Here is a 24,091-nt window from a genome sequence, read left to right as displayed (position 1 = left end):
TATCAATTTTATTTCATCCATGTAACATTTTACCACCTAGAGCGTTATATACGTCTAACTAAAAGTTTACATGCAATCATTTTTCATTTTTTGTAGCGGTGCAGATTCAGATCTGTTGGATAAGTGTAGTGCTGGAGAGCGCAACAAATACGCTGGGATAGGCGCCACCGTTTTCTTTACCGCGCTCATGGCTTTCTTTGCGTCTGCCTATGCGCTTTACACCGTTTTTGACAGCTATTGGGTCGCAACGGCTTTTGGGCTGGTTTGGGGAATGTTGATCTTCAATCTGGACCGTTATATCGTGAGTACACTCAAGAAAAGTGACAAGAAAATCAACGAGATCTGGCAGGCAACGCCACGTATTTTGCTAGCAATCATTATTGCTGTAGTAATTTCAAAGCCTCTCGAACTCAAAATGTTTGAGAAGGAAATCAACCGCGTGCTACTTGCCGAAAAAAACGAGATGACCCTTGAGAATCAGGAGCAAGTAGGATTGCTTTTTGCTGCTGAGGAGTCCGCTTTCGCGAAAGCGATACAAGATTTAAAAGACGAGGTCACCAACAAAGAGGCGGAAGTCGAAGCACTCTATGCCACCTACATCGCAGAGGCCGAAGGAACATCTGGCACTAACCGTTTGGGAAAAGGACCAGTCTATAAAGAGAAGCGCGACAAACACGACGCCGCACTGGCCGAATTAACCGCACTAAAACCAGCCAATGCAGAGAAAATCCTGGCGCTGGAAACCCAGCTTCTTGAAGTTCAAGATCGCGAAGCCGCTCAATTGCTAGCGACACAACCTATCATTGATAATTTTGATGGCCTTATGGCGCGAATAAGTGCCTTGAACAAACTACCGTTTATCATTTCGTTTTTCATCTTTTTACTATTTCTAGCCATTGAAACCTCACCGATTATTGCAAAACTACTTGCTCCCAAAGGTGAATACGACTTCAAACTAGCCGAGCGTGAAGACCTGGTCAAATCTTGGGTAACTCAGCAAAAGCAACAGCAAACCGTCATGGTACAAACAGATCGCGACCTGAACAATCGCGTCTATGCAGACATTGCCGATGAGGATGAGCTGTACAATTACAAAAAGAAAACCGCTCGCCAGCTTATGCAAAAACAAGCCGATGCTTTCTATGAAAAGCAGAAAGGCATTTTGGGATAGAAGATTCGTTTTGTGAGGATGGAGTCAAGAGATTAGAGGCGAGAATCATGACAGCTTTTTATTTATAGGTCATTCCACTGTATAGTGGAATGACTTATTTTCTAGTGGGATGTTTGGGAATTTACCAGTAAAATTTGAAGTAGATGAACCAACCGTTTCTCGACACTTCGACAGGCTCAGTGCGACGCTGCCGCTCGAAATGGTTTAGATTGTGCTACTTTTCAAGGAGTCTTGCAGCGCAGCGGTCATGACTCTATTCTCTATTTTCTTTTTTCCATATTCTATATTCTTATCAAAAGTATTTGAGGAAACTGAACGTAACTCATCTTTCACTGAGGTTTCAAACCAGCACCACAAAAACTATCTTGCAGCCATGTTTTTTTTACCCAAAGATCTAGACGATTACATTGTAAATCACTCACAAGACGAACCACAGATTCTCAAGGATCTGACTCGGGAAACGCATTTGAAGGTGCTACAACCTATTATGTTATCCGGTGCTTATCAAGGTAGGGTTTTAAGTATGATCTCACACTTACGCGCTCCTAAACGTGTTTTGGAAATTGGTACGTTTACGGGTTATTCTGCGATTTGCTTGATGGAAGGAATGCCTGCTGGTAGCGAGTTGGTGACGATTGATATCAATGAAGAGTTGAAGGATTTTGCAGGTGGTTATTTATTCCGCTTTCGCGAAAGCGTAAACTCTAAGATCATCGTGCATCAAAAAATAGGTGACGCCACTACAATTATTCCAGAGCTTGAAGGCACGTTTGATCTAGTGTTTATTGATGCTGACAAGCCCAATTATGTGAACTACTTTCATCAGGTGATGCAAAAGGTGAAATCAGGTTCCTTGATCATTTCTGACAATGTTTTGTGGCATGGTAAAGTTGTGGAAGAGGTCAAACCTAAGGATACTTCGACACCTGTGCTATTGGAGTATAATAGGCTGCTTAAAGAAGACCCAAGATTGCAAACCGTATTATTTTCTGTACGTGATGGATTAACGCTTTCGCGCGTCATCTAGAGTTTCAAAAAGAAGTATCGTGAGTTTATAGAAGAGAAATCCTGCGGTCAAACCTACCAGCATTCCCACGGTCACATCTGCTGGATAATGAACTCCCACAAACATTCTAGATAATGCGAAGGTGATGGGCCAGATATAAAATAAATAATACCACTTACTAGGCTTGTAATGCTGCAGCAGAAATACCACTATGGTTGTGGCTGCAAAACTCACCGCACTATGACCGGACCAGAAGCTGAAATTCTCTGGCATTTGAGCTATGTTGATACTGTCCATCAACATGGGTTCGTTGTTAGGTCGCAAACGCTCAACATTGTTCTTCACAAAGTCCGTAAGCCATAAAGTAAACACTGCTGTTGTCAGCACCATTCCTATACTAGCTAATCCTTTGCGCCAGGACATCGCTTGATATAATAAAACGAAGAAAAATAAATATAGTGGGATCCAATGTTCTATCTGGGTGACGAACAACCAGAAGTCGGTAAATTGACCAATCCATAAACCATTGAAAAAACTAAATATATCACGGTCTATCTGGACAAGGTCTTCCCACATTAAAACTTGCGTTTGATGGATCCAGAATCCTCAATCTGGTCCTTTACCTGCTCAATTTGTTTGGTAATTTCTTTGACATCTTTTGAAAACCCATGCTCATCTGCAGATTTGGTAATCTCATTCTTGATGTCATCTGTGGCGTTGCGTACCGTGTTCATTGCCTTTGCAATACCTCGTACAATTTCAGGTAGTTTATCAGAGCCAAATACCATGATAATGACTAATCCTACGATCATCATCTCTGGCATGCTTATAAAAAGAGGCATTGAAATCATGATGCAAATATACGATGCAGCCAATATCTGTAATATTGAAAAGCGTTAATTAAGGTTGATAGATGAAAGTTTCCGTGGTGGTTTCTAAACCAGTAGGAGTGGTTGTTTCTACCATTCGAGAACTTGGAAAGTCATCTTCTTGCAAGGTGTATTCAAAAGATACGAATCGGCTATCTATTGGTGGTCCGTTAGAGTTGATTCGCTCTTCCAGTGTGGATGGAAGATATCTTGTATATGGAACGAAATCATTAAATATGAGAAACCTGATAACATCGTTCATATCCCTAAACGGATTGTTATTGAAGAAATAGGTAAGCTCTATAGATGACTCTACCCTATTACCACTTGCTGACAAATTATTAACGCGCTCCACATTAAAGTTTTGGGTATATACGTATTGGGTCTGATCTACTATTGACCTAGAACCATCATTATTAAGTTGATAGCTTCTAACTAAATTGATGCGGTTTTGAAAATCAATGACCAACTCTCGTTCTTCAACCGTCATATCAGGCAGTGTTGTTCGTACTAAAATAGTGTTGTTTGAATATTCTAGACTGTTGCTGGTAGTTTGTCCATTTTCCAACTTTTCAAATGCTACAAGTCGATCATTAATGGCATACTCCATTGTAAAAACAGCATCCTGCATTCCTGAAAATCTAATCTGAGTAATTAAAGAATCGGTGCCATACTCGATATTGATATCCTGTATAATCGTCTGATTTGAGTCCTCAATCCTGATCTGGTGCAATCGCACTAAATCATCAATAGGTTCCAATATTTCTACCAGATCATTGTCCATGTCTGTACCGTCATCACAGGACGTTAATCCTAAGCATAATAAAGCCAGCAAAAAATAGGAATAAGACTCACGCATAGTATACAAACATAAAAAAGCCAGATTCATTGTGAATCTGGCTTTGTATTTATTTACAAAGAAACTTTACTAATTCTTCATTTCTTCAAACTTATCTACAGTAGCTTCTTGTGGCCATACATTGTTGGACACGTCTATATCTGCTGTTTCAAGATCTGGATCGATGGCGATTTTTGTAATCTCCTTAGTAGAACCTTTGGACAACGTGACTTGCTTGTCATTGTATCTCCAAATTTCTGCTGGGTGCGTTACTTTTTCAGTCGTTCCATCAGCATAGGTGTATTCTAAGATGATAGGCATTACCAATCCGCCTGGTTTGTCCACGGTGATTTGGTAGAAATACTTAGGGTTTTTGAGCTGTGCTCTTTCTTCAGGTGTGAAGTTATCCATTAAGTATTCTTTCAATGCTACCGCATCTTCCTTAGGATCTTGACCGTCCATTTCTGCTTTGTAATCTTCAGAGTCTTTCTTAACCATGAAAACCAAACCTTTGAATCGCTCTAGAGGAATATTACGCTCTGCAGCAAGTTCTTTCATCTCTGCATTAACTTCATTGGAAACATAGAATTGCTCTACATCACCTATAGCCATGTCAGTATATTGGGTGGAGTAGAACCAACCTCTCCAGAACCAGTCTAGATCCACAGCACTAGCATCTTCCATCGTACGGAAAAAATCTTCTGGTGTTGGGTGCTTGAACATCCATCTGTTGGAATACTCACGGAAGGAATAATCAAACAATTCTCTTCCCATGATCGTTTCACGCAAAATGTTTAAACCTGTAGCAGGTTTCGCGTAAGCGTTAGAACCAAACTGATAGGTATTTAAACCCTTAGTCATAATTGGTGCAATGTAACGTTGATCGCCGCCCATATAAGGTACAATCGCTGCTGCTGGTCCACGACGTGATGGGTAAGCATCAAGATCTGTATCACCTTTCAAGGCTTCTGGGTAATTTTCTCCAAAATCCTGCTCTGCTACATATTGTACAAAAGTGTTCAAACCTTCATCCATCCACGTCCATTGGCGCTCGTCAGAGTTAACAATCATCGGGAAATAGTTGTGTCCTACCTCGTGAATAATAACGGAAATCATTCCGTACTTCACACGGTCAGAATAAGAACCATCTTCTTCTGGACGTCCATAATTCCAACAAATCATTGGGTACTCCATCCCTTGATTTTTTGCGTGAACTGAAATTGCCTTATGGTAAGGATAATCAAATGTCATTCTTGAGTAGGATTCCAATGTTTGTGCAACCGCATAAGTTGACCATTGCTCCCAAAGTGGATTCCCTTCTGGCGGATAGATAGAAACAGCCATTACATCGCTTTTGCCAACTTTTACTGCCATCGCATCTGCGATATATCTTCTAGAAGATGTCCAACCGAAATCACGAACGAAGTCTGCTTCCAGTTTCCAAGTTTTAGTTCCTTGAGCTGTTTCAGCACTTCCTTGAGCCATTTTTTCAGCTTCAGCTTGTGTTCTTATAATTACTGGCTTGTCGTATGATTTAGTCGCTCTTTCATAGCGATTCATTTCTTCTTTAGTATAGACATCCTTGCGGTTTGTCAATTTACCAGTACCGTCTAACCAGTGGTCAGAAGGAACGGTTATGTTCACTTCAAAAGAACCGAATGGCAATGCAAATTCATCACGTCCCCAGAACTGGCTGTTTTGCCATCCTTCAACGTCATTATAAACGGCCATACGTGGATAGAACTGTGCGATTACATAAGAGCGGTTACCGTCTGGGGTTTGCTCATAACCACTACGACCACGACCATTCACGTGATCATTGATGTTGTAATCCCATTCAATGTCAAATTCAAAAGATTTTCCAGACTCTAGCTTTGAAGGTAATTCCACACGCATCATCGTTTGATTGATGGTGTATTTCAATGGGTTTCCTTTACTGTCAAGAACTTTGGTAATATTAAATCCACCATCAAATGGTTGCTCTAAGAAACTACCGGTAAATCCAGCAGCGGTTGCATAAGGATCAATTCTTCCACCTTCAATCATAGGTGTTTTACTGTCCTTTGCACGCATGTTTTGATCCAACTGCACCCATAAGTAGGAAAGTACATCTGGAGATTTGTTAGTATATGTGATGGTTTCATAACCATATAAATGATGGTTAACATCATCTAGACGCACGTCCATTTCATAATCAGCACGTTGCTGATAATATGCTGGACCTGGTGCACCACTGGCGCTACGGTATTCATTAGGAGTTGAAAACTCCTGGTACATTTGACGGAATTTGTTCTCGTTGTAGTGTTCTGGTGCTTTTTCTTCGGCTGGTGCATCTTGTGCAAAAGCGCCAAAAGAAATGAGCATCATACTCATGAACAAAAATTTAATTGCTTTCATTAATTATTGGTTTTTTTCTAGTTGTTGCTAAATTAAGAATAATGAGATCGTTTTACCGTAAAGTATTAAAAGTTTACGCGATCTGTAGGAGTATCCATACTGTTTAGTAGTGATTTACGTTTATCGCCTATTTTGAAATGGACTAAGTTTTTTTGATCTGGAAACAGCTCAAATAGTGCTTTGTAACTTACTTCAACAGATTTGGGCTGGTTCGCGACTGGCAATTCGATGTAAACAATGATTTGATCTGCATCATATTCTGCACCTATTACATTAGGTTCAACGCTAGAACCATCCACTTTGACGCGCAGTCTATTACTAATATATCGATTAAGAATAGGCTTTAAATCCTCAAGTCCATCTGCGTTTCCTAGCGTTACTTTTTTATCCATTCTCTCGTTGAGAACATCTTCCAGATCATCGATAAAAAAACGGGATACCATTTGCAGCGCCTTGCTTTTTTGATTGTATTTCACATTAGAAACAGATAGATAGTATTTGTGATCTAATTGGGTTGTTTCGCTTTCAAGAAATGAAATGTCGAAGAAGTTCACATTGAGCGCAGTCGAAGTGCGAAAGCGATATTCTTCAACATCGCTTTGCACATTTCCATCTGTATTGATAGGAAACGCACTACTAAAAACGGAACAAAAAATTGCCGCCATAAACGCGGAAGCCTTATTTAATTTCATAGAATAATCATGTGATTACGGCAAGAGCCACTCTATTTTGAACAATAACAATGCCTAAAAGTTATTACTCCTTGTTTGTATCCAATCGTTTCTTAAAAGTCGTGGCTTGCGCGTCTAGAAACTGCAACAATTGGAATTCATTTTCTGGTAATAACATCGCTTTGTTCAAGCCTTTCTCCTGAGCGAAAACCATGAATTCAAACAATTTATCTTCAGGAATATCAAGGTAATCCACCAGATATTCTGTGCTGTACTCATTTTGCAACAATACCTCTTTGAATCGGCTTTCTTGTTTGCTGGGCGCATTAACGCTCAAGTCTAGATTGCTCAATGCTCCATTGATCAATAATCCACCTAGCAAACCTACCAGGTTGAAAGAATTATATCGCAGCTGGCTCTGGTTAAAAGCAGTGTTTTCCAATGGAATTTCCTCTGGCTGGCGTATGCGATCAGAAAAAGTATTCTCAATGCGATCTACGGCCGCAACACGAATGTTGCGCTCACTTACCTGATCAAGTCCTGTTTCTGGCATCTCCGTTTTCTTTACCGCTACAACTACAGATTCATCTGTTACAACCACCTCATCCAGTAAATTTACACCTTGCGAAAAAGTAAGTAATGTAGTTCCCTTCTCAACGGTAGCCGCAGTGACAGTCACCGTAAATGGATCGTATTGAACCGCACTAAAGGAAAGCTTATCTCCTGCACGCACATCGATGTAAAAATTGCCATCTTCATTAGTCACCGTACCTTCTAAGGTGCTGCCATTGAAAATAGTAATGCCTTCCAGAGGCTCTTTAGTAACGCCTAGAATGGTGCCTTCCAATTGGATGCGATCTTGTGCGACTACCGCGCTGCTGATTAATAAAAATAGAAATAGGTACTTCATGGGATGTTGTTAAATACTAATATAAAGTTATAAAGAGTGAGCGGTGCCCATTGCCTGAAATTTGTTAAATACCTTTGGTTAAAACCAACTACACGTCATGCGTAATATGATTGTTGCCAGTACATCGACGCTTTATGGCAGCGGCTATCTGGAGTATTTGACGCCTATTCTTACTAAAAGATTAAAAGACAATTCCATTGAGGAGTTGCTTTTTATTCCGTTCGCGAGACCTGGTGGCATTTCGCATGATGAATATACCTCTAGAGCACGTAAGTTTTTCAAAAGGATAGATGTCAAAGTCAAGGGAATTCATGAATTTGAAAATCCAGTTGAAGCGATGGAAAATGCACAAGGCATTTTTACCGGTGGCGGTAACACCTTTCAGCTCATCAAAATGCTTCATGATCAGCAATTGATACAACCATTGCGCAAAGCGATGTATTCAGGTACTTTTTATCTGGGAACCAGTGCAGGAAGCAATATTTGCGGTCTCAATATAAGAACCACCAATGATATGCCTGTGGTAGAACCATCCAGCTTTAAAGCTACCGGTGCGCTGGCCTATAATATCAATCCGCATTATCAGGATCCCATTGCTGGCGATCAACACATGGGCGAGACACGCGAGCAACGCATCAAGGAGTTTCATGTTTACAATAACATTCCCGTCATAGGATTGCGCGAGGGCAGCTACCTTGATGTGCAGGACAAACAGGAAATTCTTAAAGGAAGCCTTCATGCCCGTGTTTTTCTTGCAGGAAAAACGCCTATTGAAATTGCTCCCGAAACGAACATTGCAACACTCAACTTAAACTTCTAAATTTAACTACACACCATGAATACAGATAACATCCAACATAAACAGAACGACCGTCGTGGTATATTTTTCCTAAAGCAAGGTGAGCAAACCATTGCAGAACTTACCTATTCTCTTGAAGATGATGTGATGACCATCGATCATACTGAGGTACAACCAGAGCACGAAAATCAAGGTTTAGGTGGTAAAATGATTGAGGAGAGTTACGCTTACGCGAAAGCGAACAATCTTAAAATCAATCCACTTTGCCCATTTGCTGAAGTCGTTTTTGACCAGCATGAAGAATGGAGCGATGTGCGCATTTAATGAATCTGCATTTTGAAACGGACAGGTTGTTCTTAAGACCCTTTGAATTAAGTGATGCAGCTTTATTTTACCAAATGAATGCTGATGAGGAAGTCATGCGCTACACTGGCGACATACCGTTTAACTCCATCAAAGCTGCCGAAGAATTCATCACCGATTACATTGATAACCCAGGAGGGCAGATTCAGAAATACCAAATGGGACGCCTAGCCGTTATTGAAAAAAGTTCCAACGAGTTCCTAGGCTTTTGCGGAATCAAAACCCATGAAGCAACGCAAATAACAGACATCGGTTATCGATTGCTTCGATCTCATTGGGGAAAAGGAAACGCCACAGAGGCGTGTCAAGAGATGCTGAAATTTGCTTTCGAATCGCACAATAAAAACCAAATCATAGCACACGTCCATGAGCAAAACATAGGTTCACAACGAGTTGCAGAAAAACTAGGCTTTTCAATGGATCATAGATTTCTATGGGATGGAATATTGCCAGGACGTTATTATAAATTGACAAGAGATGCCTATAACCATTAAAGAAATATCTGCGCTTGAAACATACAGCGTGCGCCATGTCGTCTTAAGGGTTGGAAGACCGATAGAAGATTGCGCTATGGATGGTGATGATCTGGAGACGACTTTTCATTTAGGAGCTTTTGAAGGCGATTTACATGTAGGAGTTGCAACTTTTTTGAAATCAGAACCAGTTGATTTACCGTTCTCAGTTGCATCAGATGCAAGCTATTACCAGTTACGTGGGATGGGCGTGGTTGCAGATCAACAGGGAAAAGGAATTGGCGCTAAATTGCTACAGGAAGGAATAAAAAAATTGAAAGCCAATAGTGTTGACCTGTTGTGGTTCAATGCTCGAATTAAAGCAGTTCCGTTTTATGAACGCCTTGGATTTGAGAAATATGGATCGGCTTTTGAAGTGCCACTGATAGGAACCCATTTTAAAATGTATAAGCAGTTATGAAGATTATCATTGTCGTATTCGCTCTGTTTGGTTTGATAACTCAAGCACAAATAGCTCCTGATGTGTTGACCGGTCAATCTTCCAACACTTCTAATTCACTTGAAAGAGAAACACAATCGGCATTAAAAAAAATGCAAGTGGCTGCCTTGAAAGACGGCATCAAGATAGAAGTTGCTTCAGGATACCGCAGTTTCAATAGACAACGCCAAATCTGGAATGGGAAATACAAAAAGTATAAAGCTCAAGGTCTACAACCTGATGCCATCTTTGATAAAATCGTGGAATATTCTACGGTTCCAGGAACCTCCAGACACCATTGGGGAACCGATATGGATCTGATTGACGGCAATGCCAACTATACAGGCTCAGTTCTGGTAACCAGTAAATATCACGGTGATGGGCCTTTTTGCAAATTGAAGGATTGGATGGATGCAAACTCTATCACTTATGGTTTTGAATTAGTCTACTCATTAAATAACAACCGAACAGGTTTTGAATACGAACCGTGGCATTATAGTTATGCACCAGTATCAAAGGTTTATTTACAAGAATATTTGAGCCAGATCGATTTTGTAAACTTTCTAAGGTCAGAAAATATTATGGGAATGGATCAGATCAGTGATGCAAGGTTGGAAAGATATTATCAAGAACACATTCAAGGAATCAACCCAAAACTACTTCCCGAAAAAGAGTAACTTTAAGTCCCCAAAACAACCATAATGAGACGCGGATCAGGTAAACTCAAACTATTTATAGGACTAGCTATTGTTGCTTTCGCAGTATTTAAATTCTGCTCGAGCGAGACCATTAACGAATTCACAGGTCAGAAACAATACGTAGATCTTACCGTTGAAGAAGAAATTAGCATGGGATTGAGTGCTGCTCCCAGTATGATGCAACAACATGGCGGATTGCTTCAAAACCAGCAAGCGCAAGATCAATTGGATCGTGTTGGAATGAAACTGGTTCAAAGCAGCATCGCTCAAAACACAGATTACAATTGGGATTTTCATCTTCTCGCAGATGATCAAACCATTAACGCATTTGCATTACCTGGCGGACAATGCTTTATTACCGCGGCACTATACAGTCAGTTGGAAAATGAAGATCAGCTAGCGGGTGTGATGGGTCATGAAATAGGACACGTGATCGCAAGACACAGCGCAGAGCGCATACAGCAACAAGGACTTGCCAATGGAGTCATCACAGGAGTCTCTGTAGCTGCAGAAGGTGGCGGACAAGCTGCACAGGCCATTGCACAAATGTTGACCATGAAATATGGTCGCGATGATGAATTGCAAAGTGACGATCTCGGAGTCAAAATGATGATCGATGCAGGTTATGATCCTTATGAAATGATAGGCGTTATGGAAATTCTAGCCGCTGCTGGTGGACCCAACCGAGTTCCAGAATTCCAGAGCACGCATCCAGATCCGGCAAACCGCGTTGAGCGCATTAAGGAATCGATTGAGAAGTATCAGTGATCGTTGTTGAGTTGAGAGTTGAGAGGTAAGAATTAAGAATAGTATTGACTGCCGTACTAAAAAGATTACAGATTTTATTTTATTTCAGAAATTATAGTTCCTTAAAAAAAGATGCTGAAACGAGTTCAGCATGACAAAGGCTTGTTTTCCTGTGTAGCCGCTTCGAGCGGCAATCGAGAAGAAGCGTTTTAATTTGCTAAAATATCGTGGTAAAACTATATCTCGACCTGCCTGCTGCAGGCAGGCTGTCGCTCGATATTGGTTTACTGGATTAAACTTTATTAAAACTAAAATGCTGCCGCTTCGAGCTGCAATTAAGAACAAGCGTATAATTGGAGATTTATACCATGCTCCATCACACATTCAAACATAAACTGTCATTGAAACTAGATACAAAAAGATGCTGAAACGAGTTCAGCATGACAGAAACTTTATCCAGATGTAGCTGCTTCGAGCGGTAGTCGAGAAGGAGCGTTTCGACTTGCTAAAAGATTGTCGTAAAACCATATCTCGATTGCCGCTCGATATTGATTTACTGGCTTCATCTTCGTAAAAACTAAATGCAGCCGCTTCGAGAGTCAGCCTGCCTGCAGCAGGCAGGTCCAGAAAGAATGTGTTAAATATTAATTACTCCTTAATCGTGACTCTGACTCCTTCACTATGGCTAGAGAATTCAGGAGCGTACATGCATTCCAATTCTGTGATCCCATTGGAGAATTGGCCAGCGTTGTTTGCTCTCACGTCGTATTCAAAAACGTAGGTTCCAGGTTTTAATTGGTCAAAGAAGAAGTGCGTTGCCACATCCTTGGTGCTTTGATAATAGCCCAAACCATCTTGATATTTGTATTTAGAAATAACATCTACAGGTTCAAAACCACTGGCGCGCATATCTTTTAAATGAACAAAGTCCAGGTCTTTGGTAGATCGTATTTCCATGCGGACAGTAACCAAATCACCTATTTCCAAAGCATCATCAGCGGTAATCTCTACCAATCTCTTTCCAGAATCTGTATTTACCTTTTTGAATAGTCGCTTCTTGATGGACATAGGCAGGTCATCGTCCACGGTGATCTTATCCAGGTCCTCAAAATATTGCCAGTACAAACCGCCATATCCTGTGACTTCGCTTTCGTTTTTCACTTCAACCTTAGCGTAGACTGGCTTCACTTCTTCTTCCTTGAGCGACACTTTGAAATATCCGGTTCCAGCTTCTTTCTTCACATCTGCCATCAGCGATTCTGGGATCGCTTTGTCACCCCATTTTATGACATTGCTTTCCTGTACGTCCAGCAATTGGTTGCCTTGCAGCAATAATGCATAAGTCGCATCTGCAGTGGCTTTTGTGGATTTCCAGCGGTTGGTGCGTTTGTTTTGCAACAACCAGACTTTCAATTCCTCCACGTTTTTATCATTGTTTCCTACCTCGCTAAAGGTCTCTATCGCCAGTGCTTGCGTCTCAATATTACTGGAATACCAGTTGTAACCCGTCACGTTTTCTTTCCAGTACATTCCGTTTTCATGGCTGTTTACAGCAGTTTGTCTTAGACCTTCCACAATTTTTTCGGCAAGGATCCCATTGCCGGCGCGCTCTAGACTTATAGACATCAATAATTGCTGGTAAATGGATTGTGAAGAGAAATTGGTTTCCGCTTTCGCGAAAGCGAACTCACGACCAGTCTTCAATACTCCAGTAAGATTTTGATCCTTCATGAAACTACGGGCATATTGATAATGCCAGTAATCCACGCCAAAAATGTATTTATCAAGCGTTTTATTCGTTTTCAAATACTCGTTGAAGCTCTTTTCCCAGGAGCGATCCAAGGCTTTTATAGCATTTTCATAAATACGATCTGTCTGTGGACGGTCACCATCATTGATTTCCAGCTTATTTAAATGCCCTATTCCAGCTGCGATATGTCTTGTGATGTACTCACTGAAACGGCCACCAGCAAACCATGGGAATCCACCATCGCCCATTTGTTGCGCTTCCAGTTTTGCTAGGGTTTTCTTTTTCTCGCGAGCGGTTCTGGCGAGATCAAATAAGGTAGCGAGACGCTTTTGCTTTTCGGCTTCTGATTGTGCATCGCGCAACCATGGTGTGTGAGCAAGAATGACACTTTTTAATTCTTCGTTTTTCTCAAGGTTGCTGGCGGGCACATCGTTTGCCGCCCAGCTTTCAAAGACTTCTTTCACTTTAGGATTGCTGTTCAAAATGTGGGCAGCAACAGCATTCGAATAGTATCTGGAAAAAGTTTGCTCGCTGCACTCGTGTTCAAACTCCATCAAATAGGGCAACGACTGGATTGCATACCACGACGGGTTTGAGGTGTATTCAAAAGTCAATTGGTGATTGGTTCTCGTGCTGGACGGACTATTGGCCAACTTGTCTAGGGTTACGCTTTCCGTTTCACCGGCACGTACCCAAAGCGCACGGCTTTCAGTCACCAGCATCCTGTTAGTCAATACTGGCAGCGTATTTTCCTCACCGTCAGAGAAGTTTCCTGATGTAGCGAGAACACGGTACGTTACCGCCTGAGTTCCTTTAGGAATATGGAAAGTCCAGTTTACTGATGCATTTCCTCCAGTTGCTGCCTCAAAAGATTGAATGTTTTGCGCATTCCCTAATTCCTGATCAATAGGTTGCATGGTCAATGCATCAAATAATTTTAGTGTCGCCTTACCGCTCATAGGTTTACCGGAAAGGTTTGCCACTTTGGTAGAGAATCTAATCGTATCTGTTTCCCTCAAGAATCGCGGCGGATTCGGTACGAGACTCAGCTCCTTTTGCGTTTGCACCATTCCTTCAAACTGTGCCGTTTGCGCCTGCTTGTTGTGCGCAAACAATCTAAACTTCCATTGCGTCAACGCCTCAGGCGAGGTAAAACTGAATTTTAAGTTTCCTTTTTCGTCTGTATAGAGTTCTGGTAGGAAGAAAGCGGTTTCATCGAGGTTCTTGCGCACCTGTACGTTTTGAAGTGCGAGGTATTCATTCACAATGTCTGCCGTGGAAACCCCTTTTTTAGTACTGATAATAATCACACCGTTGGCGCCACGGTTGCCATAAATGGAGGTGGCATTTGCATCTTTAAGGACGGCAACTTCTTGAACATTATTTGGGTCAATTGCACGAAATTCTGCTTCAGTCATTGGAACTCCGTCTACAATAATCAATGGCTCGGAATCTCCGTTTACAGAAGAAGCACCTCGCAATTGAATCAAGGTGTTTGCGCCAGGTTGACCACTGATAACATTTAATCCTGCAACTTGACCTTCTAACCTTTGGGTAACAGAAGCATTGGGACGATCTTCAACTGCTGGTGAAGAAATCTTTGCTGTAGTTCTATATGCCTGAACTACAACTGCATCTAAAGATGTTTCAAGTGAGATATTTTCAACAGCTCCTTTAACCAATATACTTGCTGGGTCATAACCACTGAAAGAGATTACCAAAGAGTCTCCTTGCTCGGCGTCAATCACATAATTTCCGTCAAAATCAGTTGTAGTTGCTATATTGGTACCTTTAATTAGAATTAAAGCCCCTAGAATAGGTGAGCCGGATGCATCTGTGACCTTACCAACTATCTTACCTGCAATAGGTCCAACTGGAGTCAGCTTTCGCCAGAGCGTTCTTTTATAATCTCTATAACGATATTCAAAATTCTTGAAGGTCAAGCCGTATAAGTTCAACTGCTCTTTATCTAACGAGAAAGAAGGCGCAGAAACATAAGGCAATCCAGCAGAAACATAAACCGTGGTTGCTCCAGCCAATTCGTTTGCCGTGGATGGATAGAAGTCATAGTTGCGGTTGTAAAAACTAAAACCGCTCCATGAACTGCTCGCAAACTCGTCCAGACTCTTGTCGTACATGCTGGCAAGAACTTCTGCTTGCATGCCGGTGCTGTCCTGATCTTTTATAGTAAATGACCACTCTTCATTTTCTCCAGGGTACAGTTTATTGCGGAAAGCCTGCGTCGTGATTGCAAACTGCTGCGTGGGTTTCACTGGTTTTGTGGCCTCAAAACTTCCAGATCTAAAATCATTGTATTTGTAGGTGTGATATTGAAACTTTAATGCTTTACCTAGCGCTTTACCCATGGCAAATTTCATGGTGGTTTTACCGTTAGGTAGATAGATCCATTTAGATTCTAATATCCGTTTGCTATCGTAAGTGGTCAGGTAGATGTAAACTCCATCTGTACTGGTGTAAAAGTTTACGATTGCCTGGTCTCCATCAACGCTCACATCATGACTGATGATGGAAGGTGTTGCTGGCAGGTCTTTGTTTGCCCAGATTTGGGCTTCTTGTTTTTCTTCTACAAATCCCTTCTCGTTATCTAGATTTAAATTCTTGCCTGCTTCCACAGCTTTTGCATAAATGATGTAATTCCCATTTTTCCATTGCTGGGTAATTGGAATTTTAATGGTGGTCAATGAATCTGTAGTAATGGTGGTTTTAAAGATGATGGGCGTGTTTTTCCAATCTTCTGTTTTTTCTTCTTTGCGCAATTCTGCCACCGGGAATTGGTTGCGGTACTCTTGTAAATTAAGCTCATGGAATTCTGCCTCTTCTAGGCCGCTTTCTACGATGACATGATCGCTATTGATATTGCTTCTTATTTGTAATTCGATGGTGGCATTTACTGGTTTGCCATTCAGATTGCGGGCGATCACTTGGACCTCGTTATTCTTCACGGTAAGCATCCCGTTGCGTGATATTTGAACTTCTATAGGTTTATAGCCCACACGTACTGTAGTTTCTGCCGTTCTGGTTTCTCCGTTGATATCTGTAACGCTGGCCTCGATGCGGTAGTTGTAGTTGGATTCAATATCCTTAGCCACGAGTGTAGAGTCGGGCAATGCTTTAAATGGTATCGTAAACGTTCCGTCTGCCTTTGTGATGGTGGTGTCGTTTGCTATGACCTGTTGATCAACTGGGATATAGCCGTATTTCCAATAAGGAACATTTGCGATACGTGTCACGGTATATACTACAGGAGCATCTGTAATGTTGCTGCCTAGTAATGCTTTTGCAAAACCTGTGACTTTAACGCTGTCTCCTATAATATAAGTTTCGGTGACTTCTTTGAAGTCGGTTTTAAATCTAGGGCGTTTGTATTCTTCTACTTGAAAGTAAATATCGCCGTCCATATAGTCATCAACGTTATCCCAATAACTTCCTTCTTCATCGCTTTCTAAGTAAATAGAAAATTCTCCTGTCAGTACCTCAGACGGTAAGTTGAACGAACCATTAACGCTTCCATAGGCATTAGTAACTAGCTCTTGAGTGAAAATTTCTTTTCCGTTGACATCTTCTACAACTACTTTAAATGATTCGTTAGGAAGCACTCGAGATCTATTATTCTCATTCTCTACCACAATGGACTTGAAATACACTTTCTGTCCTGGTCTATATATAGCTCGATCCAAATAGATAAACGCCTTTACCTGCTTCTCAGTTTCTGCGGAGTTGTCTCGATAGTAGCTGTTGTAAAATCGTGTTGAAAGGGTATCGCCATTTTTAGAAGCCTCTACCTTGCGGTTGTAATACTCATTATTCAGTAAAAAAGAGACCTGACCGTCTTTATTGGTTTTCCCTCTATAATTAGCAGTCCTAGCTTCATCATTGAAAATGTTTACAATTACATCTTCCATAGGCTTACCAGTATCCCTTTCAGTAGCAGTGAATACCGTATTACCAGCCGTGCTATGATTGCTCAATGCAAGATTTGAAACATCCATAAAAGTCCCTGAACTCAACTTCACTTGATTCTTTTGTTTGATCAAGACCAGGTACTTCCCTTTCTCTAATCCTGGAATGGCATATTCATAGGTATGATCAAAAGTATCATCACCTTTTGGTAGCATAGCAACTTCCAAATGAGCAAAAGAATTCGCTTTCAATGCCTTTTGAAAAGTAGCGTTGTGAATGGAATCGCGAAGGCCCTTCTTTTGATCGTAATCCTGAGCGACTTTGATGTAATACACCGTTGCGTCTGTAGCATTGCGATAAGAAATCACACCACGACTAGGTTTATTTGGAATAATATTAGACTGCAATTGCGAACTCAAACTGGGCTGGTAGATTTGAGATAACAATCGGGTGCATTGCAAGCTTCCGTAAGTTTCTGGATGTTTTTCTATCGCCGCCTTTGCAATACTTATAGCTTGTTGACGGTGGGCAAGCTTATTGTCATTTTCCGCATTATTTGAGCGCTGGAAATAATATTCTGCAAGACTGTGCTGGATCATAGTTATGGCACCATTTTCCGCATATTGAATGATCAGATTATTGTATAAGCTCACTAGTTGAGGCAAATCCTCATTATTTATCACCTGATCTTTGACAAATTCCAGTCGTTCATCAACCGCACCTAGATAAGCTGGTATCTCATTACGCTTTTTATGTAATTGCTCTAATGTAGCATATAATTGGATGACATCGTAACTGGAATAGAGTGTGTCATTTGCTGGTCTTTTTAATTTTATTAATTCTTCCGTTGGTAAGAACCCATTCTCTTTAGTCACTGTAAAATTATCGCGTGGCATGGTGATCCCGTAAGCACTCGTTTTGTAGAAATCTAAAGCATGATGGGCCAGCACATCAAGTAAACTAGGTCTCAATTCACGTCCTAGTGGTTTGATTTGTAAGATCGCATCATAATCTGCGATATTGATTTTGGAAAGTTTGTCACTGTCTGCGAGTGACTTCTGAAAAACACCTGAGATTTCACTGTAAAAAGTTTTAAGATCCCAAGCCATGAAATCATCTCCGCCAGCTTCTGTATTGGTTCTATCATTAATGCGCCATCTGTTCTCATCTAGATACTGTTGTAGAAGCTGACCTTTAATAGAATAGTAAATGTTACGCTCTGGGAATTTTGAGGAAGCGATGCGTTGATCGAGTTCTGCGATGACTTTTTTCTGCGCGTCTTCTTCTTTTACCAACCAGAATTTAGACTGGAAAATAAATACCTTGACCAGCTGCGTTTCATCTTTATTGCGTTTGGCTTTAGAAGCGATGTCATCCAGAATCACCTGCGCGTCTTCTAATTTGTTTGCAGCTTCAAATGTCTCGAGCTCTCGCCATTGCTCAGTATAGTCCTGAGCAGTAAGCATTTGAAATCCAAAAAAAGAAAAAACGGCGAGAAAGATAAAATGCTTCATGATAGTTAGCTATTAAATAAAGTTACCAAAATAATGGAAGGTCACGGCTTAAGACTACCAATTCTCGTACCGTTTACACATTGGTATCCTTTTTGCTAATTTAGCCGCATATGAAAAATCTTTTTCTTGTTCTGGGTCTTATTATGTGTGGTAGTGCTTTGGGGCAGTCCGCTTTCGCGAAAGCGGAACAGCTATACAAACAATCCAATTATAAAGCGGCATTACCAATATTCTTGGATCTTTTAAAGGAAAATCCAAAGGACCAAAAAATATTGCGTTACACAGGCCAGACCTATGGGAAGCTTGAGCAATTTGAAAACGCGACAAGTATCTACAAGCGATTGCTGGATACAAATGAGTCCAAAGCAGAATACCATTTCTTCTACGGTGGCGCCATGGGAATGTGGGCAAAAAATGCATCTAAATTCAAGGCTTTAGGTTTGCTAGACGATGTTAAATTTCATCTTAAAAAAGCAGCAGAACTTGATTCAAAACACATTGACAGCCGCTGGGCGCTGGTTCAGTTATACACAGAATTACCAGGAATCATAGGCGGTTCCTTTTCTACCGCGCGCAGTTATGCTGGTCAACTGAAGAAAATTTCACCAGTAGACGGTTACTTGGCCTACGGATATGTTGATGAATACGACAAAGAATATTCTGAAGCAGAAACAGCCTATAAAAATGCCATTAAAGTAGGTGGCTCACCGTTGACTTACATAAAACTGGCTAGTCTATATGCCGATAAAATGGATCGCCCAGCAGATGCTAAAGCGATTTTGAAAAAAGGTTATGAGGTTCATAAAGATGCTCAATTACTAGCCGAGCTAAAGAAATTGAATTCTTAGTAGCTATCTATCTTAAATTCTAAAGTGGTTGCGCGGTTAAAATCTTATTTTTGACCTCAAATTCCATTTTTATGCGCGTACATTTTATCGCGATAGGCGGCAGCGCCATGCACAATCTTGCTCTTGCTCTTCACCATAAAGGTTATAAAGTCACCGGTAGCGACGATGCTATTTATGAACCCAGTAAAAGCCGTCTAGAAAAGAAAAAACTACTGCCCAAAAAGATGGGTTGGTTTCCAGAGAAAATCACCAGCGATCTAGATGCCGTCATACTAGGAATGCATGCTAAAGCTGACAACCCAGAACTTCTCAAAGCCCAAGAATTAGGTTTAAAAATCTATAGCTATCCTGAATATCTTTTTGAACAATCAAAGGATAAAACGCGAGTCGTTATAGGTGGATCGCATGGTAAGACAACCATTACATCCATGATTTTACATGTAATGCATTATCATGATAAAGAAGTAGATTATATGGTTGGTGCACAGTTGGAAGGGTTTGATACTATGGTGCACTTGACTGATGATAATGAATTTGTGGTCTTGGAAGGTGATGAATACCTCTCCAGCCCTATTGATCGCAGACCCAAGTTCCATTTATATCAGCCGAATATTGCTTTGATTTCTGGTATCGCCTGGGATCATATCAATGTATTTCCTGATTATGAAAACTATGTAGCACAATTTGAAGAATTTGTCGATCTCATGAAAAACGGAAGTATTCTGGTTTACAACGAGGAAGATCCAGAAGTGAAACGCATAGCAGAAGCAAGTATAAAACCTACCAGAAAACACGCTTATAAAGTTCCGGAACATACGGTGGACAATGGTAAAACCTATCTAGAAACACCAGAAGGTGACATGCCAATTGAGATTTTTGGCAAACATAATTTGAGCAACCTTGCTGGCGCGAAATGGATTTGCCAACACATGGGAATTGATGAAGATGATTTTTATGAAGCCATTGCAAGTTTCAAAGGAGCCTCCAAACGTCTAGAAAAAATCGCCGAAAATCAGAAAAGCGTTATTTATAAAGATTTTGCCCATTCACCCAGTAAGGTAGAAGCCACCACCAACGCCGTTGCAGAACAATACAGCGAGCGCAAAACCATAGCCTGTCTAGAACTACACACCTTTTCAAGTCTCAACCCAGAATTTTTAAAGGAGTACGCAAATACTCTTGATGCAGCTGATGTTGCCGTTGTCTTTTATAGTCCAGATGCTGTAGAATTGAAGGGTCTAGATCCTATTTCTAAAGATCAAATCAAGGAAGCCTTTAATCAGGATGATTTGATTGTGATGACTGATCCTGCAGCGTTTAAAGATTGGCTGTACGAGCAAAAACTGGCTCATACCGTGTTACTATTGATGAGCAGCGGTAACTACGGCGGACTTGATTTTGAGAAGTTGGATAAATTGATTTAAATAAATCATGAGGTTTGGAATACGACATTGAAATAGATATTCTGAGAGAATTACTTAACAAAGCACCAGTAAATTCTGTATTTATCGTTAATGGTTTTTATAACGAAATCTTGAGTCAAGAATATTTTCAAAGATTGTTTGACAAAAATTCAATTCCAAAACGATCTGAAAACTCACATTATAATTTTTGTTTGACTCGAAATTTTATTCAAATTCTAAATCAAATGTTTGACGAAGAAGGAGATAATTTCATAGCAGACATAACACATTTTGCTATTAAATATGAAAAACGATTGTTAGCAACTAGTTATGACGGTATTTCTGTAATCCAAAATGATAGTAAGCATTATGTTTCAAGTTTTAATTCTCTAGCTAAAAAGTGTGATGAGAATATTGAAATAAAGTTTCTGGAAAAAATAAATGATCACGGCTTTTTTGATTAGAATTTTTAAATGAATCATCTAAACAATCCCCATTTTCTTCAACAAGAAACTCGCATTCATATTAGTTGCGACACCATTTTTAAAAGTGTAATCAAAGAATAATTCATCATCGATGATCTGCGCATCAAAATAATAGTTGGAGATGTGTTCGTGTTCTGTGGCAACATCTGTAAGGCTTAGGTCGTGTGTTGCAATGATTCCCGTTGCTTGCTTGAGTGTTAATTTCTCGATCAGTTTTCTGGAACCGCTAGCTTTATCGACACTGTTTGTTCCTTTGAGAATTTCATCAAGAACTATGAAATACTTTTCATGCTCCATCTTATCTACAATAAACTTCAAACGTTTCAACTCGCTGAAGAAATAAGACTCATCATCTTTCAAAGAATCGCTGGTTCGCATACTGGTGATCAATTTAATAGGCGCATATTTTGCATTGCTAGCACAAATAGGCAAACCAGTATTTGCCATCACGATAGACATGGAAATAGTTCGCAAAAAGGTACTTTTCCCAGCCATGTTAGCGCCGGTGATGATGAAAAACTCACCCGATTTTATTTCAATAGGATTTCCAACAGCTTTCTGCGGATTCAATAATGGATGAACAGCTTCCGTAGCCTTGAATTTAAAGTCACCAGATTGTATTTCTGGGAAAATGTAATTGGGATGATTATAGACAAAATTCCCTAGCGAGTTCAATGCATCCATCTCCGCAACGGCATCTAGCCATGGTGCTATGTAACTTTTATTGGCGGTCAACCATTGTTCAATGGAATGAACCTGCTTCAAATTCCATAAAGCAAAAGCGTTAATAAATATTCCAACCAAAAGATTATTTCCCTGATCTAATCGAACCAGAGCACGACCCAAATCATGCAACCTACTTGAAGCCGGTTTGCCATCTGTGATGACTTTAGCTTTCAATTCTTGGAGAATCTCGCTTTTGAAATCGGCTTGTTCGATGAGTTCTATGAGCTTGCCATATTGTGTGAAAAACTCTTCCAGTTCAGAAATGTACTTGTTAAGTTCAATAATTTTTGCGGCGTATTTACTGAAAATCACGAGTCCGATCAGGAAAATTCCCAACAACCACCAGCCGCTTATCGCATCCATGGCATACAGCACACCAATCACTATGGAAACTGCTAATTGAACATATCCAAGCCACGAAAATATCTGTGGTACAAAGTTTTTATAGTCATTGATCCACGTTTTTACCACAGAAGGCTTCGTATCATTATCCAGCAATGAAGCCGTGGCTTGATAATCCTGCCTATAGTCTAGCATTTTACTCAATTCCTGAAGCGCTTCTTGACGTTTAGGAATGTCGTGAATGTCATTTGCCATTAACCTCGAAGCGAGCAATCGCTTTCCATCCTTTAAAGCCGTTCTATTCAAAAACTGAAAAAACGATCCTATTCCAAACAAATCGATATCGCGACTGTAATCGTGATCGTCATCATTGAATTGAGCACCATCATCCAGATGATGAAAATTGCCTTTTCCTATTTCAATTTCCTGCTCGTTGAGTTGCTGTAACGCATCGTAATAATTACGCGTCTTTTTAAGGTTCTCATGGCGAGCAACAAGAAACAGAAAACCTGCTATTCCAGCGATTACAAAGACGGTAACTATCTGCCAAGAATTTGAGAAAAAATATATCCCTGCGACAGCGGCGACAAAAACTAATAACCTAACGACACCAGAGATGCGTAGTTGCTGATTGTATCGCTTTCGCGAAAGCGAAAACCGTTCAACACGCGCTTCATAAATAGAGAGTAGTTCTTTCAATCCAGTAATTTTAATTCGGCTTGTAGTTTTTTTGTCATTCCAGAAACCACCAGCTCATAGCTGTGATCGATCCATGTAAAAACCTCAACATCTGGCATGGATTGATTGACTCTAATAGTATTCCAGTGTTTCTTGCTCATGTGAAATGCGCCAACCACGACACCGTCAAATTGCTCTCGCAGCTCAATAGCCGTCTGTGGATCGCACTTGACATTAATGGCTTGCTCGCCTCGTTCCCATCGACCAAGGCCCAACAACATGAACATCTTGCCCATGACCTTGAACACAAGCGTCTCGTTGTCAAAAGGCATTTCTTCAGTTGTGCCCTTCTTATTCAAACAATAGTTTTGTAACTGATCAACTTCCACTATTCGGGTAGCTTTTTGGTGTCCATCGCTTTATCAAGAATCAATGCTGTATAATCCAGTTTCCAGCCTATGGTTTGTGCCAGACCTTCCATGAGTTGGATGGTGTTCAACGCTTCCTTCTGGGCTTGTTCCATCAGGCCGCTTTCTGGAATCTTGTCAACGATGTGCTGTTTTGCATTGCGGGTTACCTCAGTTAAGTCGTCACTGGTGAAGTAATTTGCCCAACCTTCACTTTTATCATAGTAATTGAAATCTGTCTCAATACTCATGAGTTGTGGTTGCGGGAATTCCGTCAGTCTGATGATTTTATTTTCTGTATCGCTATCCATGCGGATTTTTGTCAGATCAAATCCTATGTGAGCTTTGGCGTTGATAAGGATAATCGCCTTTTTCTTTCCCAGCAGGAAGTTGGCTATTTTGTCTTTTACGTTTTGGTAGTGATAGATTTCGGCAAAATCGCCTTCTACAGTAATGAATTTACAGACCGTACGTATCTTTTCCATAAGCACGACACTTTGCTCCTGCCGGTTATCCTTAGTAGAACCACCAAACCATCTAAATACGAAAAACGCGGCAACAGCTCCAACGGCCAGCCCTATGAATAAATACTCCATA

General features: G+C 40.6%; 21 protein-coding genes. 11 read left to right on the top strand and 10 right to left on the bottom strand.

The features are described from left to right. The first annotated feature begins 70 nt into the window (after positions 1–70). Together BLO34_RS13145 and BLO34_RS13140 are read left to right on the top strand one after the other, a co-directional pair. The gene (locus BLO34_RS13145; RefSeq protein WP_090755947.1) at positions 71–1,171 is read left to right on the top strand and encodes a DUF4407 domain-containing protein; all 1,101 of its coding nucleotides are present in this window, start codon (positions 71–73) and stop codon (positions 1,169–1,171) included. A 373-nt stretch (positions 1,172–1,544) separates the two neighbouring features. Beyond that, on the top strand, positions 1,545–2,198 hold the full coding sequence (locus BLO34_RS13140; protein ID WP_090756686.1) for an O-methyltransferase: 654 nt from the start codon (positions 1,545–1,547) through the stop codon (positions 2,196–2,198). Here BLO34_RS13140 and BLO34_RS13135 read toward each other — a convergent pair. The 6 genes from BLO34_RS13135 to BLO34_RS13110 form a co-directional block, all read right to left on the bottom strand. Then, a complete protein-coding gene (locus BLO34_RS13135; protein WP_090755946.1) occupies positions 2,175–2,753 on the bottom strand; it encodes a phosphatase PAP2 family protein in 579 nt (192 codons plus the stop codon). The two genes, BLO34_RS13140 and BLO34_RS13135, sit on opposite strands and share 24 nt — an antisense overlap. Next, positions 2,753–3,019, bottom strand: coding sequence for a twin-arginine translocase TatA/TatE family subunit (locus BLO34_RS13130; RefSeq protein WP_231959503.1), 267 nt, complete (start codon positions 3,017–3,019; stop codon positions 2,753–2,755). The genes BLO34_RS13135 and BLO34_RS13130 overlap by 1 nt, the downstream gene beginning before the upstream one ends. Positions 3,020–3,077: 58 nt before the next feature. Then, positions 3,078–3,935 (bottom strand): hypothetical protein, encoded by an 858-nt coding sequence (locus BLO34_RS13125; RefSeq protein ID WP_172823972.1) that lies wholly within the window; start codon positions 3,933–3,935, stop codon positions 3,078–3,080. A 39-nt stretch (positions 3,936–3,974) separates the two neighbouring features. Then, on the bottom strand, positions 3,975–6,281 hold the full coding sequence (locus tag BLO34_RS13120) for a M1 family metallopeptidase (RefSeq protein ID WP_090755941.1): 2,307 nt from the start codon (positions 6,279–6,281) through the stop codon (positions 3,975–3,977). 65 nt (positions 6,282–6,346) lie between these two features. Next, the gene (locus BLO34_RS13115) at positions 6,347–6,973 is read right to left on the bottom strand and encodes a DUF6702 family protein (RefSeq protein ID WP_090755939.1); all 627 of its coding nucleotides are present in this window, start codon (positions 6,971–6,973) and stop codon (positions 6,347–6,349) included. Positions 6,974–7,037: 64 nt separating this feature from the next. After that, the gene (locus tag BLO34_RS13110; protein WP_090755938.1) at positions 7,038–7,862 is read right to left on the bottom strand and encodes a carboxypeptidase-like regulatory domain-containing protein; all 825 of its coding nucleotides are present in this window, start codon (positions 7,860–7,862) and stop codon (positions 7,038–7,040) included. 97 nt (positions 7,863–7,959) lie between these two features. Between BLO34_RS13110 and pepE the strand changes: the two genes are divergently transcribed. The 6 genes from pepE to BLO34_RS13080 are packed head-to-tail and all read left to right on the top strand — an operon-like array spanning position 7,960 to position 11,441. After that, positions 7,960–8,682 carry a dipeptidase PepE gene (pepE, locus tag BLO34_RS13105; RefSeq protein WP_090755936.1) on the top strand — a complete coding sequence of 241 codons (723 nt, stop codon included), beginning with the start codon at positions 7,960–7,962 and terminating at the stop codon, positions 8,680–8,682. A 15-nt stretch (positions 8,683–8,697) separates the two neighbouring features. Next, positions 8,698–8,985, top strand: coding sequence for a GNAT family N-acetyltransferase (locus tag BLO34_RS13100; RefSeq protein WP_090755935.1), 288 nt, complete (start codon positions 8,698–8,700; stop codon positions 8,983–8,985). Further along, positions 8,985–9,518 (top strand): GNAT family N-acetyltransferase, encoded by a 534-nt coding sequence (locus tag BLO34_RS13095; RefSeq protein ID WP_090755933.1) that lies wholly within the window; start codon positions 8,985–8,987, stop codon positions 9,516–9,518. Before BLO34_RS13100 ends, BLO34_RS13095 begins: the two co-directional genes overlap by 1 nt. Beyond that, entirely contained in the window at positions 9,502–9,957 is a 456-nt protein-coding gene (locus BLO34_RS13090; protein ID WP_090755932.1) for a GNAT family N-acetyltransferase, read from the top strand. The genes BLO34_RS13095 and BLO34_RS13090 overlap by 17 nt, the downstream gene beginning before the upstream one ends. Continuing rightward, a complete protein-coding gene (locus BLO34_RS13085) occupies positions 9,954–10,652 on the top strand; it encodes a M15 family metallopeptidase (RefSeq protein WP_090755930.1) in 699 nt (232 codons plus the stop codon). The genes BLO34_RS13090 and BLO34_RS13085 overlap by 4 nt, the downstream gene beginning before the upstream one ends. Positions 10,653–10,676: 24 nt before the next feature. Beyond that, positions 10,677–11,441 (top strand): M48 family metalloprotease, encoded by a 765-nt coding sequence (locus tag BLO34_RS13080; RefSeq protein ID WP_090755929.1) that lies wholly within the window; start codon positions 10,677–10,679, stop codon positions 11,439–11,441. A gap of 627 nt (positions 11,442–12,068) precedes the next feature. Here the strand turns inward: BLO34_RS13080 and BLO34_RS13070 are convergent. Beyond that, positions 12,069–18,605 (bottom strand): MG2 domain-containing protein, encoded by a 6,537-nt coding sequence (locus BLO34_RS13070; RefSeq protein ID WP_090755925.1) that lies wholly within the window; start codon positions 18,603–18,605, stop codon positions 12,069–12,071. A gap of 110 nt (positions 18,606–18,715) precedes the next feature. On the opposite strand from BLO34_RS13070, the gene BLO34_RS13065 reads away from it, so the two are divergent. The 3 genes from BLO34_RS13065 to BLO34_RS13055 all read left to right on the top strand — a co-directional run bounded on the left by BLO34_RS13065 (position 18,716) and on the right by BLO34_RS13055 (position 21,320). Next, positions 18,716–19,453 (top strand): tetratricopeptide repeat protein, encoded by a 738-nt coding sequence (locus tag BLO34_RS13065; protein ID WP_090755924.1) that lies wholly within the window; start codon positions 18,716–18,718, stop codon positions 19,451–19,453. Between the two features lie 71 nt (positions 19,454–19,524). Next, a complete protein-coding gene (locus BLO34_RS13060; protein ID WP_090755922.1) occupies positions 19,525–20,877 on the top strand; it encodes a UDP-N-acetylmuramate--L-alanine ligase in 1,353 nt (450 codons plus the stop codon). 14 nt (positions 20,878–20,891) lie between these two features. Continuing rightward, positions 20,892–21,320, top strand: a complete 429-nt coding sequence (locus tag BLO34_RS13055) for a hypothetical protein (protein WP_090755921.1) — start codon at positions 20,892–20,894, stop codon at positions 21,318–21,320. A gap of 18 nt (positions 21,321–21,338) precedes the next feature. Here the strand turns inward: BLO34_RS13055 and BLO34_RS13050 are convergent, their stop codons facing one another. The 3 genes from BLO34_RS13050 to BLO34_RS13040 are packed head-to-tail and all read right to left on the bottom strand — an operon-like array spanning position 21,339 to position 24,090. Then, positions 21,339–23,108 carry a MutS-related protein gene (locus BLO34_RS13050; RefSeq protein ID WP_090755919.1) on the bottom strand — a complete coding sequence of 590 codons (1,770 nt, stop codon included), beginning with the start codon at positions 23,106–23,108 and terminating at the stop codon, positions 21,339–21,341. Then, positions 23,105–23,446, bottom strand: coding sequence for an MmcQ/YjbR family DNA-binding protein (locus BLO34_RS13045; RefSeq protein WP_317039234.1), 342 nt, complete (start codon positions 23,444–23,446; stop codon positions 23,105–23,107). Before BLO34_RS13045 ends, BLO34_RS13050 begins: the two co-directional genes overlap by 4 nt. Positions 23,447–23,475: 29 nt before the next feature. Next, entirely contained in the window at positions 23,476–24,090 is a 615-nt protein-coding gene (locus tag BLO34_RS13040) for a DUF4230 domain-containing protein (protein WP_090755916.1), read from the bottom strand. Position 24,091: the final 1 nt, after the last annotated feature.

It is taken from the genome of Nonlabens sp. Hel1_33_55, assembly GCF_900101765.1.
Lineage (GTDB): Bacteria > Bacteroidota > Bacteroidia > Flavobacteriales > Flavobacteriaceae > Nonlabens.
The sequence above is the reverse complement of the archived record's forward strand: the minus strand, read 5'-3'. Positions and strand labels throughout refer to the sequence as shown.

What these genes read in the sequence shown, in the direction of transcription:
- BLO34_RS13070 (WP_090755925.1), bottom strand. Translation starts at nt 18,605, where the DNA reads ATGAAGCATTTTATCTTTCTCGCCGTTTTTTCTTTTTTTGGATTTCAA.
- BLO34_RS13110 (WP_090755938.1), bottom strand. Translation starts at nt 7,862, where the DNA reads ATGAAGTACCTATTTCTATTTTTATTAATCAGCAGCGCGGTAGTCGCA.
- BLO34_RS13130 (WP_231959503.1), bottom strand. Translation starts at nt 3,019, where the DNA reads ATGCCTCTTTTTATAAGCATGCCAGAGATGATGATCGTAGGATTAGTC.
- BLO34_RS13115 (WP_090755939.1), bottom strand. Translation starts at nt 6,973, where the DNA reads ATGAAATTAAATAAGGCTTCCGCGTTTATGGCGGCAATTTTTTGTTCC.
- BLO34_RS13085 (WP_090755930.1), top strand. Translation starts at nt 9,954, where the DNA reads ATGAAGATTATCATTGTCGTATTCGCTCTGTTTGGTTTGATAACTCAA.
- BLO34_RS13140 (WP_090756686.1), top strand. Translation starts at nt 1,545, where the DNA reads ATGTTTTTTTTACCCAAAGATCTAGACGATTACATTGTAAATCACTCA.
- BLO34_RS13040 (WP_090755916.1), bottom strand. Translation starts at nt 24,090, where the DNA reads ATGGAGTATTTATTCATAGGGCTGGCCGTTGGAGCTGTTGCCGCGTTT.
- BLO34_RS13145 (WP_090755947.1), top strand. Translation starts at nt 71, where the DNA reads ATGCAATCATTTTTCATTTTTTGTAGCGGTGCAGATTCAGATCTGTTG.
- BLO34_RS13120 (WP_090755941.1), bottom strand. Translation starts at nt 6,281, where the DNA reads ATGAAAGCAATTAAATTTTTGTTCATGAGTATGATGCTCATTTCTTTT.
- BLO34_RS13100 (WP_090755935.1), top strand. Translation starts at nt 8,698, where the DNA reads ATGAATACAGATAACATCCAACATAAACAGAACGACCGTCGTGGTATA.
- BLO34_RS13125 (WP_172823972.1), bottom strand. Translation starts at nt 3,935, where the DNA reads ATGAATCTGGCTTTTTTATGTTTGTATACTATGCGTGAGTCTTATTCC.
- BLO34_RS13090 (WP_090755932.1), top strand. Translation starts at nt 9,502, where the DNA reads ATGCCTATAACCATTAAAGAAATATCTGCGCTTGAAACATACAGCGTG.
- BLO34_RS13135 (WP_090755946.1), bottom strand. Translation starts at nt 2,753, where the DNA reads ATGTGGGAAGACCTTGTCCAGATAGACCGTGATATATTTAGTTTTTTC.
- BLO34_RS13080 (WP_090755929.1), top strand. Translation starts at nt 10,677, where the DNA reads ATGAGACGCGGATCAGGTAAACTCAAACTATTTATAGGACTAGCTATT.
- BLO34_RS13065 (WP_090755924.1), top strand. Translation starts at nt 18,716, where the DNA reads ATGAAAAATCTTTTTCTTGTTCTGGGTCTTATTATGTGTGGTAGTGCT.
- BLO34_RS13095 (WP_090755933.1), top strand. Translation starts at nt 8,985, where the DNA reads ATGAATCTGCATTTTGAAACGGACAGGTTGTTCTTAAGACCCTTTGAA.
- pepE (WP_090755936.1), top strand. Translation starts at nt 7,960, where the DNA reads ATGCGTAATATGATTGTTGCCAGTACATCGACGCTTTATGGCAGCGGC.
- BLO34_RS13060 (WP_090755922.1), top strand. Translation starts at nt 19,525, where the DNA reads ATGCGCGTACATTTTATCGCGATAGGCGGCAGCGCCATGCACAATCTT.